We start from the raw sequence: 16,521 nt of genomic DNA, 5'->3' as shown, positions 1-16,521 counted from the left end.
TATCGAATCCCGCAAAAACTCACTGCGAAGGTGCTGCGTCCTGCTCCAAACCCGCCACAACGTCAACTGAAATCGCCCGCAGGGTCGACTGCCGGGCCGTCAGTAGCGGTTCAGCGCCGTCTTGGGCGCCGGCGCGTAGTGACTGAACTGCATGGTGTAGGTCGCCCTTCCCTGGCTGCGGCTGCGCAGGTCGGTCGAGTAGCCGAACATGGCGGCCAGGGGCACCTGTGCCTGGATGGCCTGCAGGTTGCCTGGGCGGGGCGTCATGCCCAGCACCTTGCCTCGCCGGCCGTTCAGGTCGCCAATCACGTCGCCCATGAAGGGCTCGGGCGTGACGATTTCGCAGTTCATGATGGGCTCGAGCAGCACGGGGCTGGCCGCGCGCACCGCGTCCTTGAAGGCCAGCGAGCCGGCGATCTTGAACGCCATCTCACTCGAGTCCACGTCGTGCACGGAGCCGTCGTAGGCCTCCACCTTCACGTCCACCATGGGGTAGCCCGCCACGGGGCCGTTCTGCAGGGCCTCCTGGACGCCGTCGCGCACCGCGTCCACGAACTCCTTGGGCACCACGCCGCCGACGATCTTGTTCTCGAAGGCGAAGCCCTTGCCGGGCTCGTTCGGCATCACCCTCAGCCAGATGTGGCCGTACTGCCCCCGGCCGCCCGTCTGGCGGATGAACTTGCCCTCGGCCTGCATCGGCGTGGTGATGGTCTCGCGGTAGGCCACCTGCGGCTTGCCAATGTTCGCGTCGACCTTGAACTCCCTCAGGAGGCGGTCGACGATGATCTCCAGGTGCAACTCGCCCATGCCGGCGATCAGCGTCTGCCCCGTCTCCTCGTTCGTCCGCACGCGGAAGGACGGGTCCTCCATCGCCAGGCGCTGCAGGGACTGGATGATCTTGTCCTGGTCCGCCGTGGACTTCGGCTCGATGGCGATGTCGATGACCGGCTCGGGGAACTCCATCCGCTCGAGGATGATGGGCTGCTTGTCGTCGCAGAGCGTGTCGCCCGTCGCCGCCAGCTTCAGGCCCACCACCGCGCAGATGTCACCCGCGTAGCACTCGGTCAGCTCGTCCTTCTTGTCCGCGCGCATCTGGACCAGGCGGCTGACGCGCTCGCGCTTGCCCTTCACCGAGTTCCACACCGCCGTGCCCGCCTCCAGCTTCCCGGAGTAGACGCGCAGGAACGTCAGCGTCTGCGACTGGAACGCCGGGTCGTTCATGATCTTGAACGCCAGGGCGCTGAAGGGCGCGTCGTCCCGCGTCTCGCGCACCGCGTCCTCGCCCTTGGGCGTCTTGCCGTGCACCGGCGGGATGTCCAGCGGGCTCGGCAGGTAGTCGATGACCGCGTCCAACAGCGGCTGCACGCCCTTGTGGCGGAACGCCGACCCGCAGAACACCGGGAACAGCTTCAGCCCCACGCAGCCCTTGCGGATGGCCGCGCGGACCTCCTGCTCGGTGAGCTCCTGGCCCTCCAGGAACTTCTCCGTCAGCGCGTCGTCCTGCTCCGCGGCGGCCTCGAGCAGCTCCGCGCGCGCGGCCTCGGCCTGCTCGCGGTACTCCTCGGGAATCGCCTCGATGTCGTAGCGGCTCCCCTGCTCCGAGTCGACGAAGACCAGGGCCTTCATCGTCAGGAGGTCGATGACGCCGCGGTGCTTGTCCTCGGCCCCCAGCGGCAGCTGCATGCGCACCGCCCTGGCGCCGAGCTTCTCGCGGATGGTGCCGACGGACATCTCGAAGTCCGCGCCGATGCGGTCCATCTTGTTGATGAAGCAGATACGGGGGACCTTGTAGCGGTCCGCCTGGCGCCAGACCGTCTCCGACTGCGGCTCCACGCCGTTGACCGCGTCGAACACGGCGACGGCGCCGTCGAGCACGCGCAGGGAGCGCTCCACCTCGATGGTGAAGTCCACGTGCCCGGGGGTGTCGATGAGGTTGACGCGGTAGCGATGCTCGTTGCGCTGCCAGAAGGCGGTGATGGCGGCGGAGGTGATGGTGATGCCGCGCTCACGCTCCTGGACCATCCAGTCCGTGGTGGTGTTTCCCTCGTGCACCTCGCCCATCCGATGGATGGCGCCGGTGTAGAAGAGGATCCGCTCGGTGGTGGTCGTCTTGCCGGCATCGATGTGCGCCATGATGCCGATGTTGCGGTAGCGCTCCAGGGGATGCTCGCGAGCCATTGCGTCGGTACCTCTCCATGAGGGCGGGAGGGCTTTGTGAAGCCCGTCTCACGTTCCCACCCGGACGATTTCAGAGAACCTGCTTCACCTAAAGAAACCGCCCGGATGCAACCTCTGCATCCGGGCGGGACACCGCGAGGCCGAAAGACCTACCAGCGGTAGTGCGCGAAGGCCTTGTTGGCCTCCGCCATCTTGTGCGTGTCTTCACGCTTCTTCACCGCGTTGCCGCGGTTGTTGGCGGCGTCCATGATCTCGCCGGCCAGCTTCTCCTGCATGGTCTTCTCGCCACGGGCCTTGGAGTACGTGATGATCCAACGCATGCCGAGGGCGACGCGACGGTCCTGACGGACCTCGACGGGCACCTGGTAGGTGGCGCCACCGACGCGGCGGCTCTTGACCTCCAGCACCGGCTTGACGTTGTCGAGGGCCTTCTTGAACGTCTTGAGGGGGTCCTCCTTCGCGCGCTCTTCGATGAGGGCGAAGGCTCCGTAGCAGACGCCTTCCGCGATGGACTTCTTGCCCTTCCGCATCAGGTCGTTGACGAACTTGGTGACGAGCCGGTCCTGGAACTTCGGATCCGGAAGAATCTTGCGCTTGGCGACTACGCGACGGCGAGGCATCTCTTCTCTCTTCCCTTACGCCCTGGCCCCCTTGGGAGCACGACAACGGGCTTGAAGTACCGCTCGAGAAAACTTCATGAGGACGCTCCCCAGGGTGCGGGGCTCAACGTCCAGACAGTGAAACGAAGGTGGTCGCGCTTCAGCTCGGGCGCTTCGCGCCGTACTTGGAGCGGCTCTGCTTGCGGCCCGCCACGCCCACGGAGTCGAGCGTTCCACGGACGATGTGGTAGCGCACGCCCGGGAGGTCCTTCACACGACCGCCGCGGATCATCACCACCGAGTGCTCCTGGAGGTTGTGGCCCACGCCGGGGATGTAGGACGTCACTTCGATTCCGTTGGTCAGACGCACGCGGGCCACCTTGCGGAGGGCCGAGTTCGGCTTCTTCGGAGTCGTCGTGTACACGCGGGTGCAGACGCCGCGCTTCTGGGGGCACTCCTTGAGCGCGGGGCTCTTGCCCTTGATGTTCAGCTTCTCGCGGCCCTTGCGGACCAGCTGGCTAATGGTCGGCACTGATACCTCGTTCTTCGGGTTCACAGCCGCCCCGAGACGCGAGGCGGCGCATATCTACCTACAGGACTACTGAAAAAGGCCGCGAGTATAGGGAGCGACCCCTCCGTGTCAAGCACGGCATGACGCGGACCTGGAACAGGTCAGCGCCCATGAGGTCTTTCCTTGAGACTCGTCAACCCAGCTTACGACGGGTCGGTCCTCTACTCCGCGTGCGCTCAGAAGTCGAGGACCATCACCACCGCGTCCTCGCCCTCGTCGGCGTAGTAGTTCGGCCGGATGCCCACCGGACGGAAGCCGAAGGCGCGGTAGAGCTGGATCGCCGGCTCGTTGCTCTTGCGGACCTCCAGGGTGGCGAGGCAGCAGCGGCGCGCCTTGCCCCGCTCGAGCACCTCCTCCATGACGGCCCGCGCCACGCCCCGCCGCCGATGCTGAGGGGCGGTGGCGACGTTGAGCACGTGGACCTCGTCGTGGACGATCCAGAAGATGGCCAGGCCCAGGAGCAGCGGCGGCACGAACTGCCGGGGCTCCTCCACCAGGAGGATGGTGGACCACTCGTGCTGGAGCTCCCGCTTGAGCAGCTCCGGGGACCAGGGGTTCTTGAACGCCGCCTGCTCCAGCGCCATCACCGCCGCCAGGTCCCCTTCCGTCATCTGACGGATGGAGAAGCCATGCGGCTCGCGTGGCTCGGCGTCCTCCCGCATCCGCCTCATCGCTTTGCCTCCCGTGTGAAGGGCGCCACCCGGCGCACCTGGGCCGAGGCCCGCACCTGCGCCAGCTCCTCCACGGCCAGCGCCGCATAGCGCTCGCGGAAGAGCTTCTCCCGGATGGACTCCCGCACCGTCTCGTAGTCGGCCGGAAAGTCCCCGGGGTGCTGCTCGTAGAAACGACGGATCTCCGTCTCACCCACCTGGGCCCTCAGGCGGATGCGGCTGTCCAGGACACGCTCCGCCCTCAGCCCCCGCGTCAGCACCGCCTTGAGCCCCTCCACGTCCACGTCCGCCCGGGTCAGGAAGCGCTCCAGGGCCTGGGAGCCCCCGACGCGCAGCCGGAACGCCTCCAGCCGGGCCTCCACTTCGGTGGGCTCGGCCGGGAACGCCTGGAGCCGGTCCGCGTTGAGCACCTGGACCCGCTGGCTGATCGCCAGCTCCAGCGCCCCCCGGAGGAGCTCCTCGTCCAGGGGTTCCTCGAGCGCCTGGAGGCCGCCTTGCTGGACGAGCGCCACCCGGGCCTCGAACTCCAGCTCGCTCTGGGTGAGGACCCGCCCCTCGATGATGGCGACCACCCGGTCCATCACCCTGCCCTGCGCGTCCCCCACGGGAGCCTGGGCGCGTACGACGGGGGCGGCCAGCAGGAGGAGCCAGCCCGCCAGCCAGAAGGTACCTGCTCCCGCTCGGCGCGGCGCTGACATGGACTCCCTCACCTTCCGCCGGACTTTATACATCCCAGGCCAGCCGAACAGTCCTTGCTGGCGCACTCCCACCGACTGGTTACTTTCAATCACGTACAGCTCGGCGGGAACAAATGGCGGACGACTACTACCAGATCCTCGGCGTGGAACGGACGGCCTCCGAGGAGGCCATCAAGAAGGCGTTCCGGAAGCTCGCGCGCCAGCACCACCCCGACGTCAACCCCGGCAACAAGTCCGCAGAGGAGAAGTTCAAGCAGATCAACTCGGCCTTCGAAGTGTTGTCGGACCCGAAGAAGCGCAAGCTCTACGACGAGTTCGGCGAGGACGCGGAGAAGATCGGCTTCGACGAGAAGAAGGCGGAGGCCTACCGGCAGTACCGGGCCCAGGCGTCCCGGGGGGGCGTGGGCGGCATCCCCTACGGCGGCGAGGACTTCGACCTGGGGGACCTGTTCAACGACCTCTTCGGAGGGCGGCGCGGCGGAGGGGGCGGCTTCAATGACGCCTTCGGTCGGGCCCGGGGGCGAGGCCCCATGGGTCCCGAGCGCGGCGAGGACCTCAACGCCCAGGTCCGCCTGACGCTGGCCGAGGCCGTCACCGGCACCGAGCGGCCCCTGTCCGTCAGCCGCGCCTCCCCCGACCGCTCCACCCCGGACGAGCGCGTCCGCCTGACGGTGAAGATTCCCGCGGGCGTCCAGACGGGCTCCAAGGTCCGGCTCGCGGGCCAGGGCGCCCCCGGCGCCAGGGGTGGGCCTCCGGGCGACCTCTACATCGAGACCGAGGTGATGGAGCATCCCCTGGTGCGTCGGGAAGGTGACGACCTCCACATGGACGTGCCCGTGACGGTGCCGGAGGCCATGCTGGGCGCCGAGGTGCGCGTCCCCACCTTCCAGGGCGAGCTCACCGTCAAGGTCCCCTCCGGCTCCCAGTCCGGCAGGCAGATGCGCCTGAAGGGACGTGGGGTGCCCTCCCTCAAGGGGGGTTCACCAGGTGACCTCTACCTCCGCCTCCAGGTCAAGGTGCCGGACACCGACACCCCGGAGACCCGCGCCGCGGCGGAGACCCTGGCCAAGGCCTACCGGGACGATGTCCGTCGCGAGCTGACCCTCTGAAGCTCTTGTCTCTTGTCCTGGGCGCCGCCAAGGCATAGACGGCCCCTCCCACAGTCGGTTCACACGTCGCCGCAAACGGAGCACACGCGCACATGGGCCTCTTAGACATCTTCACGGGCGGCTCGGGCCCCGAGAAAGCCCTCAAGCTCAAGCCCAAGGTCACCCAGAAGTACGGCGACCCGGCGACCCGCCAGAAGGCCATCCAGCAGCTGGGGGAGATGAAGTTTCCCGAGGCCGTCTCCGTGCTCCTGGCCCGCTTCACCATCACGGTGGACCCGCTCACCACGGACGCCGACGAGAAGGAGCACACCTTCGAGCTGGTGAAGTCCTTCGGCAAGGACGCCGTCCCTCCCATCGTCGAGTTCCTCAGCAAGACGGAGCCCGCCACGTCGTGGGCGCTCCGACTGCTGGGGGAGCTGGTCACCGAGGACGAGGTGACCGAGGCCTGTGTGAAGGCGCTGCAGCACCTGTCCGCGACCTACACGAAGAACCCGGAGAAGAAGGTCGTCCTGCTCCACCACGTCACGGGTCGCCAGGACGCGCGCATCCCTCCGGTGGTCGTCCCCTTCCTCGAGGACATGTCGGACGACGTGAAGATCGCCGCGCTCAAGGCGCTCGCCTCCTTCAAGTACGAGCCGGCCAGGGAGCCCATGCTCAAGCTCCTGACCGCCGACGAGACGGCGCGTCGGGTGCAGACCTCGGCGCTCTCCGCCCTGGCGGACTCGGGCTTCAGCGTGGGCGAGCAGCGCGCCCGCGTGGAGTCGCTCCTGGTGGAGCCCTTCGTCGTCGACAAGGACGGCCGCATCCAGCGCCGGGCCTGAGTGCCCGAGCCCGGTCGTGTCGGGCAGCCGACACGGCCACTGTCCTCCGGAAGGCCCTGCACACCTGGGCCGTTCCCAGGCGCTCGGAACCTGGAGCAGGATTCACCCGTGCGCTCGAAGAAGAAAGGGGCCCTGGCAGAGGTCGTGCCGCTGCGCCCCACCACCTCGAAGAAGTCCACCACCCGTCGAGCAGCGAAGCCGGCTCCCCCGGCTGACGCCGACGCCGTCGCGCGCGCCCTCCTGGAGATGGCGCGCCACCTCACCGACAACGCGGGCCCCACCGAGGCCCTGCGCTCCCACCTCCAGACGCTCCACGCGCTGCTCAAACCCAAGGTCTGTTACGTGGCCCGCTTCTTCGCCTCGCGCGAGCAGCTCCACGTCGAGCACGTCCGCGGCCGCTATGACAGCCGCGTGGTCGCCGCCGTCCCGGGCGAGGGCGTGGTGGGACGCGCCTTCTCCGAGAAGAAGCTCCTGCGCGAAGCGGACACGCTCGCGGTGCCGCTTGAGAGCCCTCACGGCGTCACCGGCGTGCTCGTCGTCCTGGGCGCCCGCCGCGCCGTCTCCGACACCGTGCTCCAGTCGCTGGCCGCGCAGCTCGGCGCCGCGTACGAGGTGGCCCGGCTCCGCGACGACAGCGCCCGCCGCAACAAAGATTTGCAGACGGCCATCGCGGGCTTGAAGAGCCTGGAGCAGAACCGCGAGGAGCTGCTCGGCAACGTCTCGCACGACCTCAAGAACCCGCTCACCACCATCAAGTCGTACCTGGCGATGCTGGGGCGAGAGAAGCTGGGCCCTCTCACGGACTCCCAGCGCCGCGCCGTGCAGATCTGCGATCGGAACTCCGACCGCATGCTGCGCATGGTGAACGACCTGCTGCTCATGTCCCGGCTCCAGTCCGGGAAGATGCAGCTCAACCAGCGCCCCTTCGGCCTCAAGGCCGTGGCCGAGGAGGTGGTCCGCTCCCTGGCCGTCGTCGCTGAGCACGGCAAGGTGCAGGTGCACATCCCCCCGTGCGCGGAGGTCTTCGTCCGGGGAGATCGCGAGCGCATCGCCGAGGCCATCCACAACCTCGTCGAGAACGGCATCCACCACAGTGAGCAGGACGACACCGTCGAGGTCACCGTCTCCGCCGAGGAGGGGCTCGCCGCACTCACGGTGAAGGACAGCGGCCCCGGCATGTCGGCCGAGGCGCTGGAGCACATCTTCGATGCCTTCTATCGGGCGCAGCCCGGAGTGCCGCGTCCTCCAGGGGCGGGGCTGGGCCTGCCGCTGGTGGGGAAGATCGTCGCCCTCCACGGGGGCCGCGTGGAGGCCTCCAGCGTGCTCGGAGAAGGGAGCACGTTCCAGTTGGTGCTGCCGATGTTCGCCGGCGCGGTGAGCTCCCCGGACCCGAACCAGGCGGCGCCCAAGGCGGGCGGAATCCTCCTGGTCGAGGACGACGCGGACTGCCGCGAGGTGCTGCAGCAGGTGTTGGAGCAGGAGGGCTACCGGGTGATGGCCACCTCGGGAGCCTCCGAGGCGCGCTCCATCCTCTCGCACATCCGCCCGGCCATGGTGCTGCTCGACCTGCGGCTGAGCGAGGAGGACGGCCAGTCGGTGCTCCGCTTCATCCGGGGCACCGAGTCGCTCGCGGACATCGTCGTGTACATCATCTCGGGTGCCAGCGAGGTGGCGTCCCTCACGTCCGGCCAGGGTCTGGAGCGAATCGACGGCTTCTTCGAGAAGCCGCTCCAGCTCCCCAAGCTGCTGGACACGGTGTCGGCGGTGGTGCGGCCCAGCCGCCGGGCTCCCGCCGTCCCCTGAGGGGGACGGAATGGACCGCGGAACGAACAAGAGGTGGCCGCACGCCACCTCGGCTTGGCTAGTATCCGCGCGTTCATGAGCACTTCCGTCTATTCCCGCTACCGCGCCGCATTCGCCGAGGGCCTCGCCAGCGCCCTCGGCGTGCAGGCCGCCGACATCGAAGCCCAGGTCAAGCCCGCGGAAGCGGCGCACGGCGACCTGAGCTTCGCCACCTTCCCTCTCGCCAAGGCCCAGAAGAAGGCGCCCCCGGTCATCGCCAAGGAGCTGGCCGAGAAGGTCACCGTGCCGGGCCTGGAGATCAAGGCCGTGGGCCCGTACGTGAATGCCCGCTTCAACGCGGTGCCCTTCACGAGCGAGGTCCTCGACGCGGCTCGCAAGGCGGGCGTCCACTACGGCGGAGACACGGACGCGGGGCGCGGCAAGACGGTGGTCATCGACTACTCGTCGCCGAACATCGCCAAGCCCATCGGCTTCCACCACATCCGCACCACGTTCCTGGGCCACTGCATCGCCAACATCTACCGGGCGCTCGGCTGGCGGGTGGAGGGCATCAACTACCTGGGTGACTGGGGCAAGCAGTTCGGCCTCGTCGCGGTGGGCTTCCAGGAGTACGGCGACCCGGCGCGCATCGACGACATGGGCCACCTGGTGGAGGTCTACGTGCGCGCCAACAAGCGCGCCGAGACGGAGCCCGCGTTCGACGAGAAGGCCCGCGAGTTCTTCCGCCGCATGGAGGCCGGTGACGCCGAGGCCCTCAAGCTCTGGAACCAGTTCCGCGAGACGAGCATCCGCGGCTTCAAGCAGATCTACGCGCGGATGGGCATCGCGTTCGAGCACATCGAGGGCGAGAGCCGCTACCAGGGCAAGATGGACGCGGTCATCGAGCAGATCGCCAAGAAGCCCGGCGTGAAGGAGTCGCAGGGCGCGCTCATCGTCGACCTGCCCTACGCGGAGAACGAGCCGCCCATCCTGCTCAAGAAGAACGACGGCAGCACGCTCTACGCGACGCGAGACCTGGCCGCCGCCGAGGACCGCCACACGCGCTTCCAGTTCGAGAAGTCACTCTACGTCGTGGCCCAGGACCAGGCGCTGCACTTCCGTCAGGTGTTCCGCACGCTGAAGGAGATGGGCCAGCCGTGGGCGGACAAGTGCGTGCACGTGGCGTTCGGCCGCATCCACGGCATGAGCACGCGCAAGGGCCAGGTGGTGCAGCTCAACGACGTGCTCGACGAGGCCAAGGAGCGCGCCGCCGCCAAGGTGAAGGAGAACCAGGAGGCCGGCCGGCTCCAGACGGATGACCCGGACAAGCTCGCCGAGCAGATCGGCCTGGGCGCCATCGCCTTCGGCGACCTCAAGCACAAGCGCGCCACCGACTACACCTTCGACTGGGACGAGGTCGTCAGCTTCGAGGGCCACACGGGCCCCTACCTCCAGTACGCCCACGCGCGTGTGGTCAACGTGCTGCGCAAGGGCGGCGGCGCTCCGGCCACCTACGACGCCAGCCTGCTGACGCTCCCCGAGGAGCAGGCCCTGGTGCGCGAAATCATGCGCCTGCCCGAAGTCGTGCGCGACGCGGCCGAGCAGTACGAGCCCAGCCTCGTGGCCCGCCTGCTGCTCGACGTGGCCGCCGCCTTGAGCCGCTACTACACGCTCGGCAACCAGGAGCGCGACAAGCGCATCAACGTCGAAGGGAATGACGCGCTGCGTTCCGCGCGACTCGCCCTGGCGAACGCGGCGCGGGTTACGCTCGCGTCGGGTCTGACCTTGTTGGGCATTCCGACACCCGAGAACATGTAGCCCCGGGGGCTGCCTTGGAAACCGCGCTGTCGCAGTCTGCGAATCAGGGAGAGTCCTTGCTGAAGGCGGAGTTCGGCCCGATGGGTCGGGCGCTGGGCACTCGTTATCTGGAGAGCGTCCACTTCCCACCCGAGGCCGAGGACGAGCTGCGCAACCTGCACGCCAAGGGGTTCGTGGTGCACGTCATGCGCTCCACGGCGTGGGTGAACTTCCTCTACCTCACCTGGGCCATGGTGCGCCGGAGCCTGCCGCCCGTGCGGGCGGTGTCCAACCTGCGCCCGTGGTTCACCAAGCCGTGGCGCCAGACGAAGCAGGGCGGCGCCTTCCTGGAGCGCTTCGAGTACGCGCGCCAGCAGGGAGGCAGCGGTCTGGTCTTCCTGCGGCGCACGGCGCTGCTGCACGCGTCCGGGAAGGAGACCCACGAGGACCCCTTCCCCGCCCTGGTGGAGCTGGCGCGCACGTCGGACCGGCCCGTGTACCTGGTGCCCGAGCTGTTCGTCTGGGAGAAGCGCAGCGCGCGCCTCAAGCCCAACTGGGTGGACGTGGTGTTCGGCAGCCCCGAGGCGCCGGGCTTCCTGCACTCGATGCTGGCCTTCTTCCGCAACTACAAGCGCGCGCAGTTCCGCGTGGGAGAGCCCATCGACCTGCGCGCCTTCGCCGAGCAGAACCCGCAGGACTCGGTGGAGGTGCTCGCGCGCAAGGTGCGCAGCACGCTGCACGTGCACCTGGCCCGGGAGACGCGCGCGGTGTTCGGCCCGCCGGCGAAGCCGCCCGTGCGCATCATCGACGAGACGCTGAGAGACAGGCAGCTGCGCAAGGTGGTGGACGAACAGGCCGCGCAGTCCGGCCGCAAGCAGGAGAGCGTGCTGCGCGAGGCCCGCCGCAACCTGGAGGCCATCGCCGCCAAGCCCAGCCCCACGACGCTGGCCTTCGTGGCGCCCCTGCTCGACTGGGTGTTCAACCGCATCTACGACGGCATGCACGTGGACGAGGCGGGCCTGCACCGCGCGCTCAAGTCCGCCACCCGCGCGCCCATCGTCCTGTGCCCCAGTCACAAGAGCCACATGGACTACCTGGTGATGAGCTGGGTGCTGTGGAACCGCGGCTACGCGGTGCCGCTGGTGGCCGCGGGCGCCAACCTGTCCTTCTGGCCCCTGGGCAGCATCTTCCGCCGCTGCGGCGCGTTCTTCCTGCGCCGCTCGTTCAAGGGCGACAAGGTCTACGCCGCGTCCTTCAAGGCCTACGTGCGCAAGCTGGTGCACGACGGCATCCACCAGGAGTTCTTCCCCGAGGGCGGCCGCTCGCGCACGGGCAAGCTGCTCTCCCCCAAGCTGGGCATGTTCACCTGGCAGGTGGAGTCGGTGCTCGAGGGCGCGCGCAACGACCTGCTCTTCGTCCCCGTGGCCATCGACTACGAGAAGGTCGTCGAGTCGGGCAGCTACTCGAAGGAGCTGGCGGGCGGGGAGAAGAAGCCCGAGGACCTCAAGGCGCTGCTCAGCACGCCCAAGGTGCTCGCGGCGCGCTACGGCCGCATCCACCTGGGGTTCGACGAGCCGATTTCGCTCGTGGAGTTCATGAAGGAGCGCGGACTCGACCCCGACCAGCCGGTGACGGACGAGCAGAAGAAGGGCCTGGTGCGCGCGCTCGGCAACCGCGTGATGTACGGCATCAGCAAGGTGTCCACCGTGACGCCGCACGCGCTGGTGAGCACGTCGCTGCTCGCGCACCGCCGCCGGGGCCTGACGCAGCGGGAGCTGGCGGACCGCATCAGCATCCTGCGCCGCATCGCCCAGGAGGACGGCGCGCCGCAGTCTCGCGAGCTGGGCAACGCCCCCAGCAACCCCGAGACGATGGGCCCCATCCAGGACGCGATGCGGACGTTCATCGGCGACGAGATGGTGCGCACCCAGGAGGCCAAGGGTGACGTCATCTACCAGGTGGAGGACGACCGCCGCGCGGAGATGTCCTTCTACAAGAACACGCTGATGAACCTGGTGGCCGCGCGCAGCCTCGTGGCCAACGCGATGCTGGCCGCGGGCACGTCCGCCTCGTACGACGACGTGAAGGCGCGCGCGCTGTTCCTCTCGCGCCTGTTCAAGCTCGAGTTCATCTACCGGGTGAACACCACCTTCGACACCATCTTCGCGGAGACGGTGGAGCGGCTGGTGCGCATGGGCCTCGTCATGCACGAGGGCGACACGCTGAGCGTCGCGCCCGAGCCCCATGCCCAGCCGGAGCTGGAGTTCCTGGCGGACCTGCTGCGCGACTACCTGGAGGCGTACCTGCTGGCCGCGATGACGCTCAACGACGTGGCCACGGGCGTCGCCGAGGACCGCAAGGCCTTCCTCCGGATGGCCCTGGAGACGGGCCGCGCCGAGTACCACGCCGGCCGCATCACCGCCGCCGAGTCCCTGGCCAAGGTGACGCTGGAGAACGCGGTGACGTACCTGCAGGACCAGAAGCTCCTCGTCGAGGAGGACAAGAAGTTGAAGGTCGGTCCCCAGGCGACGGACGCGGACGCGCGCAAGCAGCTCGTCGAGAGCATCCGCGAGTACCTGCAGCGCTGACGTGTGGACTTCCGGGCCGCGCCGCCTCATCGAGGACGGTGCGGCCCGTCAGCGGGGCATGGGAGGATGGGTGGATGACTGCTCGCCCTGCCCTGCTTGCCCTCGTCCTCGGTGCCTCCCCGCTTCTCGGCTGTGGCTCCACGCCGAACACCCGCGAGCCGGCCTCGCGCGAGTGCGGGGCCTCCATCCACGACGTGGCCTGGCTGTCGGGCAGTTGGCGTCAGGACACGGCCGGAAACCTGATGGAGGAGCACTGGACGCCCGCGGCGGGCGGAACGCTCTTCGGGGTGAGCCGCACCATCGTCCAGGGCAAGACGGTGTTCTTCGAGTACATGCGCATCGAAGCGCGCAAGGACGGGCTCTACTTCGTGGCCCAGCCCATGGGGCGTCCGCCCTCGGACTTCAAGATGCTGCGTTGCAACAGCAACGGCGTGTTGTTCGAAAACCCGCAGCACGACTACCCGCAGCGCATCTTCTACCAGCGCCCCACCGCCAACCGTCTCACCGCCCGCATCGAGGGGAAGAAGGACGGCAAGGAGGCGGGACAGAGCTTCGAGTTCTTCCAGATGTAGCCACGCGCGGCCCGCGAGGGCTCACGGCGCGCTGCGGAAGACGATGCGAATCTCGCTGGAGAGCGGGTTGCCCTCGTAGTCCGTGAGCACGGTGCGCAGCACCAGCGTGTACTGCGTGTTGGGCGTCAGCACGACGCCCTCGGCGAAGGCGGCCTCCACCGAGTACGGGACGTCGCCCCGCTCCACGTCCTCGTCCAGCTCCGGCACGGGCGGGGCGGTGAGCACGAGCGGGAGCTCATCCCGACCGGAGAACACCGCGATGCCCGGACGCAGGCTGCGGATGTCCATGGCCTCGGAGAAGGTGACGCGCAGGGAGCCTCCCCTCGGCAGCGTCTCCCCTCCTCCTGGCGCCGTGGAGACGACCCGGGGCGGCACCGTGTCGCGCGGCAGGTAGATGGCCTCGCCGGGCTCCAGGCACCCGGACAGCGACGCCAGCGCGAACACGCCCGCGAGGAAGCGACTCGAGCGCGTGCCCATCAGCGGCACCCCTTCTGCGCCAGGCTCTCCGACGAGTGGCACTTGAGGCAGGCGCGGTCATTCGCCGACGCCAGCTTCTTGCACGACTGCGCGAAGCCCGCCGGGTGCGGGTTGATCTGCCGCCGCGGCGACAGCTCCGAGTGGCAGCTCATGCACGACTCCTCGCGGTGGCAGGAGATGCAGCTGGTCAGGTCCCGCGACGCGGCGATGCCGTGGTGCCGCGGTCCGGGCAGCTCCACCCACGTGGAGTAGTCCGGGTGCACCTTCTGGTTGCGCGGCCGCAGCGACTGGGCCGCGTCCATGCCCACGCCCGCGCGCTCGTGGCAGGCGGCGCAGAAGGACTGGGCGCGGTGGCAGCTCTCGCACCGGGGCGAGTTGGTCCGGGCCTGCACCGGGTGCAGCGTGATGAAGTCGTTGGGGTGGATGGACAGCGGCTTCTGCATGCCGTCATGGCACGTCTGGCAGTAGCTCTCGCTGTGGCACTGCATGCAGACCAGCCGGTCCGTGGACGCGCGGGCCCCGTGGTTGAACTCGAAGCGCGGGCCGTGGTCCAGGCCCAGCGGGTTGCCCTGCATGGGCTTGAGCAGGCCCGAGTCGAACGTCAGCTTCAGCCGACCCGAGGGCTCCGTCGGGTGACACGTGGCGCACGTGTTGGAGGCCACGGTGCCGTCGTGGCACTTGAAGCACGTGGCCATCTTCGGCAGCTGGTTGCGCGTGCCGAGCTTCACGTCCTTCATCTCGCCGTGGCACACCGAGCACTCCACCTTCTTGTCCACGTGCTGCTGGTGGCTGAAGTGCAGGTTGGCCGGGGGCATGGAAAGCTTCGCGGGCTCCTTGCGCACGGTGGCGTCGAAGCCCGGGTGGCAGGTGTTGCACGACGACGGCGGGTCCGTGGGCTTGCCCTTCCGGCCCGCCTCGATGTCGTGGCAGGTCTCGCACTCCTCGTGGCCCGGGAGGTTCAGGTCCTTGGAGGATGCGCTGGCGCGGGCCGAGTCGTGGCACGTGGTGCACTCGGCGCCCGCCTCCAGGTGCTGGGCGTGGTCGAAGCGCAGCGGCACGTGCTGGGCGGGGTAGACGGCCAGGCTGCGCTCGCGGGCCGTGGCGGCCCAGGCGACGCCGGCGCCCACCAGCATGGCGAGCGCGGCCAGGGCGAGCAGCGCATGTCGGTTCTGACGGTGAAGCATCTACAAGCTCGCCTTCAGGTCGAAGAGGAGGAAGCCCTTCGTGTCCGAGTCGGTGAAGGGATTGAAGTTCTGCTCCACCACCAGCGACAGCCGCGTCGCGCGCGTCAGCGCCCGGCTGGCCCACACCTGCGCGCCGTAGAAGTTGCCGCCCAGGCGCGCGTTGAAGCTGTCGAAGATGCGCGCGAAGGACACCCGCGCGTCCAACGTGAAGCGCTCCCGGTCGAACGTGTAGCCCCCGGTGAGGTCGCCCCAGAGTTGGTCTCCGCCGAAGCCCGTGCGGTACGTCACGTCCAGCGCCGAGCGGAACGCGCCCGAGCGCCACGCCGCGCCCCCCGCCCCACCGACGCTGGTGGACTTCGGTGCGCCCTCCGCGTCCACCTGCGAGGCGATGGCCATCGCCGGGTTGACGTTCTCGTTGTAGCGGCTGCCCAGCGCCTGCACGTAGAAGCGCAGCGGGCCGGGGGTGAACACGTCCACGCGAACCCGCGCCTCGTCGCGCGGCGCCCACGCGAAGTAGTACCAGATGGAGTCCGCCGACAGCACGGGCGACAGGCGCATCGCCTCCAGCGTCGTCGCGACGCGCATGCCGTCCCAGCGCACCTGCGTGCGCACCTGGGCCACCTTGCCCTGCAGCACGTCGTAGTCCACGCCGGCCAGCGCGTTGAGCCCCAGGCCGCGGCCGTAGCGCGCCTCCACCGTGGCGCGCTCCAGGTCCGTCTTCCCCTCCACCATCGCCTTGCGGTAGCCCACCGTGGCGTTGAAGCCCTTCACGTCCTCGAGCAGCAGCTTGGCACCGAAGACGGGCTCCATCGAAGTCAGCGTGGGGTCCGCGCCCGCCACGCCCTGGTCCAACCGCCGCGAGTCGCTCTCCCGCGTGCCATCCGGCTGATACACGGACGAGCCCAGGAAGCTCGCGCCCTTCACCCACAGGCCACCGTACAGCTCCGCGCCCAGGCCCATGCGCGTCACGTAGCGCGCGCGCAGACCATCGAACGCGATGATGTCCGAGACGTCCGTGTAGAGCTGCCGGCCCAGCCGTCCCTCGAAGCCGCCCTTCGCGTAGCGCACGTACGCGTGGAGCAGCTCCGCGTCCTCGGACTTCAGCCCATCGACGCGCTCGGCCTCACCCTTGGGCAGGCCGAAGTCCGCCCAGATGCGCATGTTGGACTCGAAGCCCAGGTCCTGTCCCGTGGCGAGCTCGAAGGCATTGAGCCCCAGGTACTGGACGATTCGGCGCCGCGGCAGCAGCACCGGGTCTTCTGACGTGCTGCCACGCCACGCACGAATCTGGTACGCCTGCGCCTCGGTTCGCGCTTCCACCAGGAACGCCGACGCGTGCGACGTCGTTGCTCCCAGCCCCAGGCCCAGGGCACAGACAACGCCAAGAGTTCGAGGGGGCTTCCACCACGTCCGCTGCACCGTTCGAGCCAGGATGTAGGACGTCAAGGTGCGGACAGTATAGAGACATGCTGCC

Annotated in this window: 14 protein-coding genes; 6 read left to right on the top strand and 8 right to left on the bottom strand. The window is 68.8% G+C overall.

The features are described 5' to 3' along the window. Nucleotides 1-99: 99 nt before the first annotated feature. The 5 genes from fusA to LXT21_RS14550 form a co-directional block, all read right to left on the bottom strand. Nucleotides 100-2,178, bottom strand: a complete 2,079-nt coding sequence (fusA, locus tag LXT21_RS14570; protein ID WP_254038746.1) for an elongation factor G — start codon at nucleotides 2,176-2,178, stop codon at nucleotides 100-102. A gap of 149 nt (nucleotides 2,179-2,327) precedes the next feature. Further along, the gene (rpsG, locus tag LXT21_RS14565) at nucleotides 2,328-2,798 is read right to left on the bottom strand and encodes a 30S ribosomal protein S7 (protein ID WP_011553340.1); all 471 of its coding nucleotides are present in this window, start codon (nucleotides 2,796-2,798) and stop codon (nucleotides 2,328-2,330) included. 139 nt (nucleotides 2,799-2,937) lie between these two features. After that, a complete protein-coding gene (gene rpsL / locus LXT21_RS14560) occupies nucleotides 2,938-3,309 on the bottom strand; it encodes a 30S ribosomal protein S12 (protein WP_043408969.1) in 372 nt (123 codons plus the stop codon). 215 nt (nucleotides 3,310-3,524) lie between these two features. Further along, nucleotides 3,525-4,019, bottom strand: coding sequence for a ribosomal protein S18-alanine N-acetyltransferase (gene rimI / locus LXT21_RS14555; protein WP_254038745.1), 495 nt, complete (start codon nucleotides 4,017-4,019; stop codon nucleotides 3,525-3,527). Beyond that, nucleotides 4,016-4,717, bottom strand: a complete 702-nt coding sequence (locus tag LXT21_RS14550; RefSeq protein WP_254038744.1) for a hypothetical protein — start codon at nucleotides 4,715-4,717, stop codon at nucleotides 4,016-4,018. Before LXT21_RS14550 ends, rimI begins: the two co-directional genes overlap by 4 nt. Before the next feature lie 113 nt (nucleotides 4,718-4,830). Here LXT21_RS14550 and LXT21_RS14545 point away from each other — a divergent pair, with 113 nt between their 5' ends. From LXT21_RS14545 to LXT21_RS14520, 6 genes are all read left to right on the top strand, one after another. Beyond that, nucleotides 4,831-5,826, top strand: coding sequence for a DnaJ C-terminal domain-containing protein (locus LXT21_RS14545; protein ID WP_254038743.1), 996 nt, complete (start codon nucleotides 4,831-4,833; stop codon nucleotides 5,824-5,826). 92 nt (nucleotides 5,827-5,918) lie between these two features. After that, the gene (locus LXT21_RS14540) at nucleotides 5,919-6,647 is read left to right on the top strand and encodes a HEAT repeat domain-containing protein (protein ID WP_254038742.1); all 729 of its coding nucleotides are present in this window, start codon (nucleotides 5,919-5,921) and stop codon (nucleotides 6,645-6,647) included. Nucleotides 6,648-6,755: 108 nt separating this feature from the next. Beyond that, the gene (locus tag LXT21_RS14535; RefSeq protein ID WP_254038741.1) at nucleotides 6,756-8,450 is read left to right on the top strand and encodes an ATP-binding protein; all 1,695 of its coding nucleotides are present in this window, start codon (nucleotides 6,756-6,758) and stop codon (nucleotides 8,448-8,450) included. 75 nt (nucleotides 8,451-8,525) lie between these two features. Beyond that, complete coding sequence (gene argS, locus LXT21_RS14530) at nucleotides 8,526-10,247, top strand: arginine--tRNA ligase (RefSeq protein WP_254038740.1); 1,722 nt, start codon at nucleotides 8,526-8,528, stop codon at nucleotides 10,245-10,247. A gap of 14 nt (nucleotides 10,248-10,261) precedes the next feature. Further along, on the top strand, nucleotides 10,262-12,814 hold the full coding sequence (locus LXT21_RS14525) for a 1-acyl-sn-glycerol-3-phosphate acyltransferase (RefSeq protein ID WP_254038739.1): 2,553 nt from the start codon (nucleotides 10,262-10,264) through the stop codon (nucleotides 12,812-12,814). A gap of 74 nt (nucleotides 12,815-12,888) precedes the next feature. Further along, a complete protein-coding gene (locus tag LXT21_RS14520) occupies nucleotides 12,889-13,386 on the top strand; it encodes a DUF6265 family protein (RefSeq protein WP_254038738.1) in 498 nt (165 codons plus the stop codon). 21 nt (nucleotides 13,387-13,407) lie between these two features. Here LXT21_RS14520 and LXT21_RS14515 read toward each other — a convergent pair whose 3' ends face one another. From LXT21_RS14515 to LXT21_RS14505, 3 genes are read right to left on the bottom strand one after another with little or no spacing between them, the layout of a single operon-like run. Beyond that, nucleotides 13,408-13,863, bottom strand: a complete 456-nt coding sequence (locus tag LXT21_RS14515) for an Ig-like domain-containing protein (RefSeq protein WP_254038737.1) — start codon at nucleotides 13,861-13,863, stop codon at nucleotides 13,408-13,410. After that, nucleotides 13,863-15,047, bottom strand: coding sequence for a cytochrome c3 family protein (locus tag LXT21_RS14510; protein WP_254038736.1), 1,185 nt, complete (start codon nucleotides 15,045-15,047; stop codon nucleotides 13,863-13,865). Before LXT21_RS14510 ends, LXT21_RS14515 begins: the two co-directional genes overlap by 1 nt. Further along, on the bottom strand, nucleotides 15,048-16,367 hold the full coding sequence (locus LXT21_RS14505; RefSeq protein WP_254038735.1) for a hypothetical protein: 1,320 nt from the start codon (nucleotides 16,365-16,367) through the stop codon (nucleotides 15,048-15,050). Nucleotides 16,368-16,521 lie beyond the last annotated feature (154 nt).

The organism is Myxococcus guangdongensis (assembly GCF_024198255.1).
GTDB classification, from domain to species: Bacteria; Myxococcota; Myxococcia; order Myxococcales; family Myxococcaceae; genus Myxococcus; species Myxococcus guangdongensis.
The sequence above is the reverse complement of the archived record's forward strand: the minus strand, read 5'-3'. Positions and strand labels throughout refer to the sequence as shown.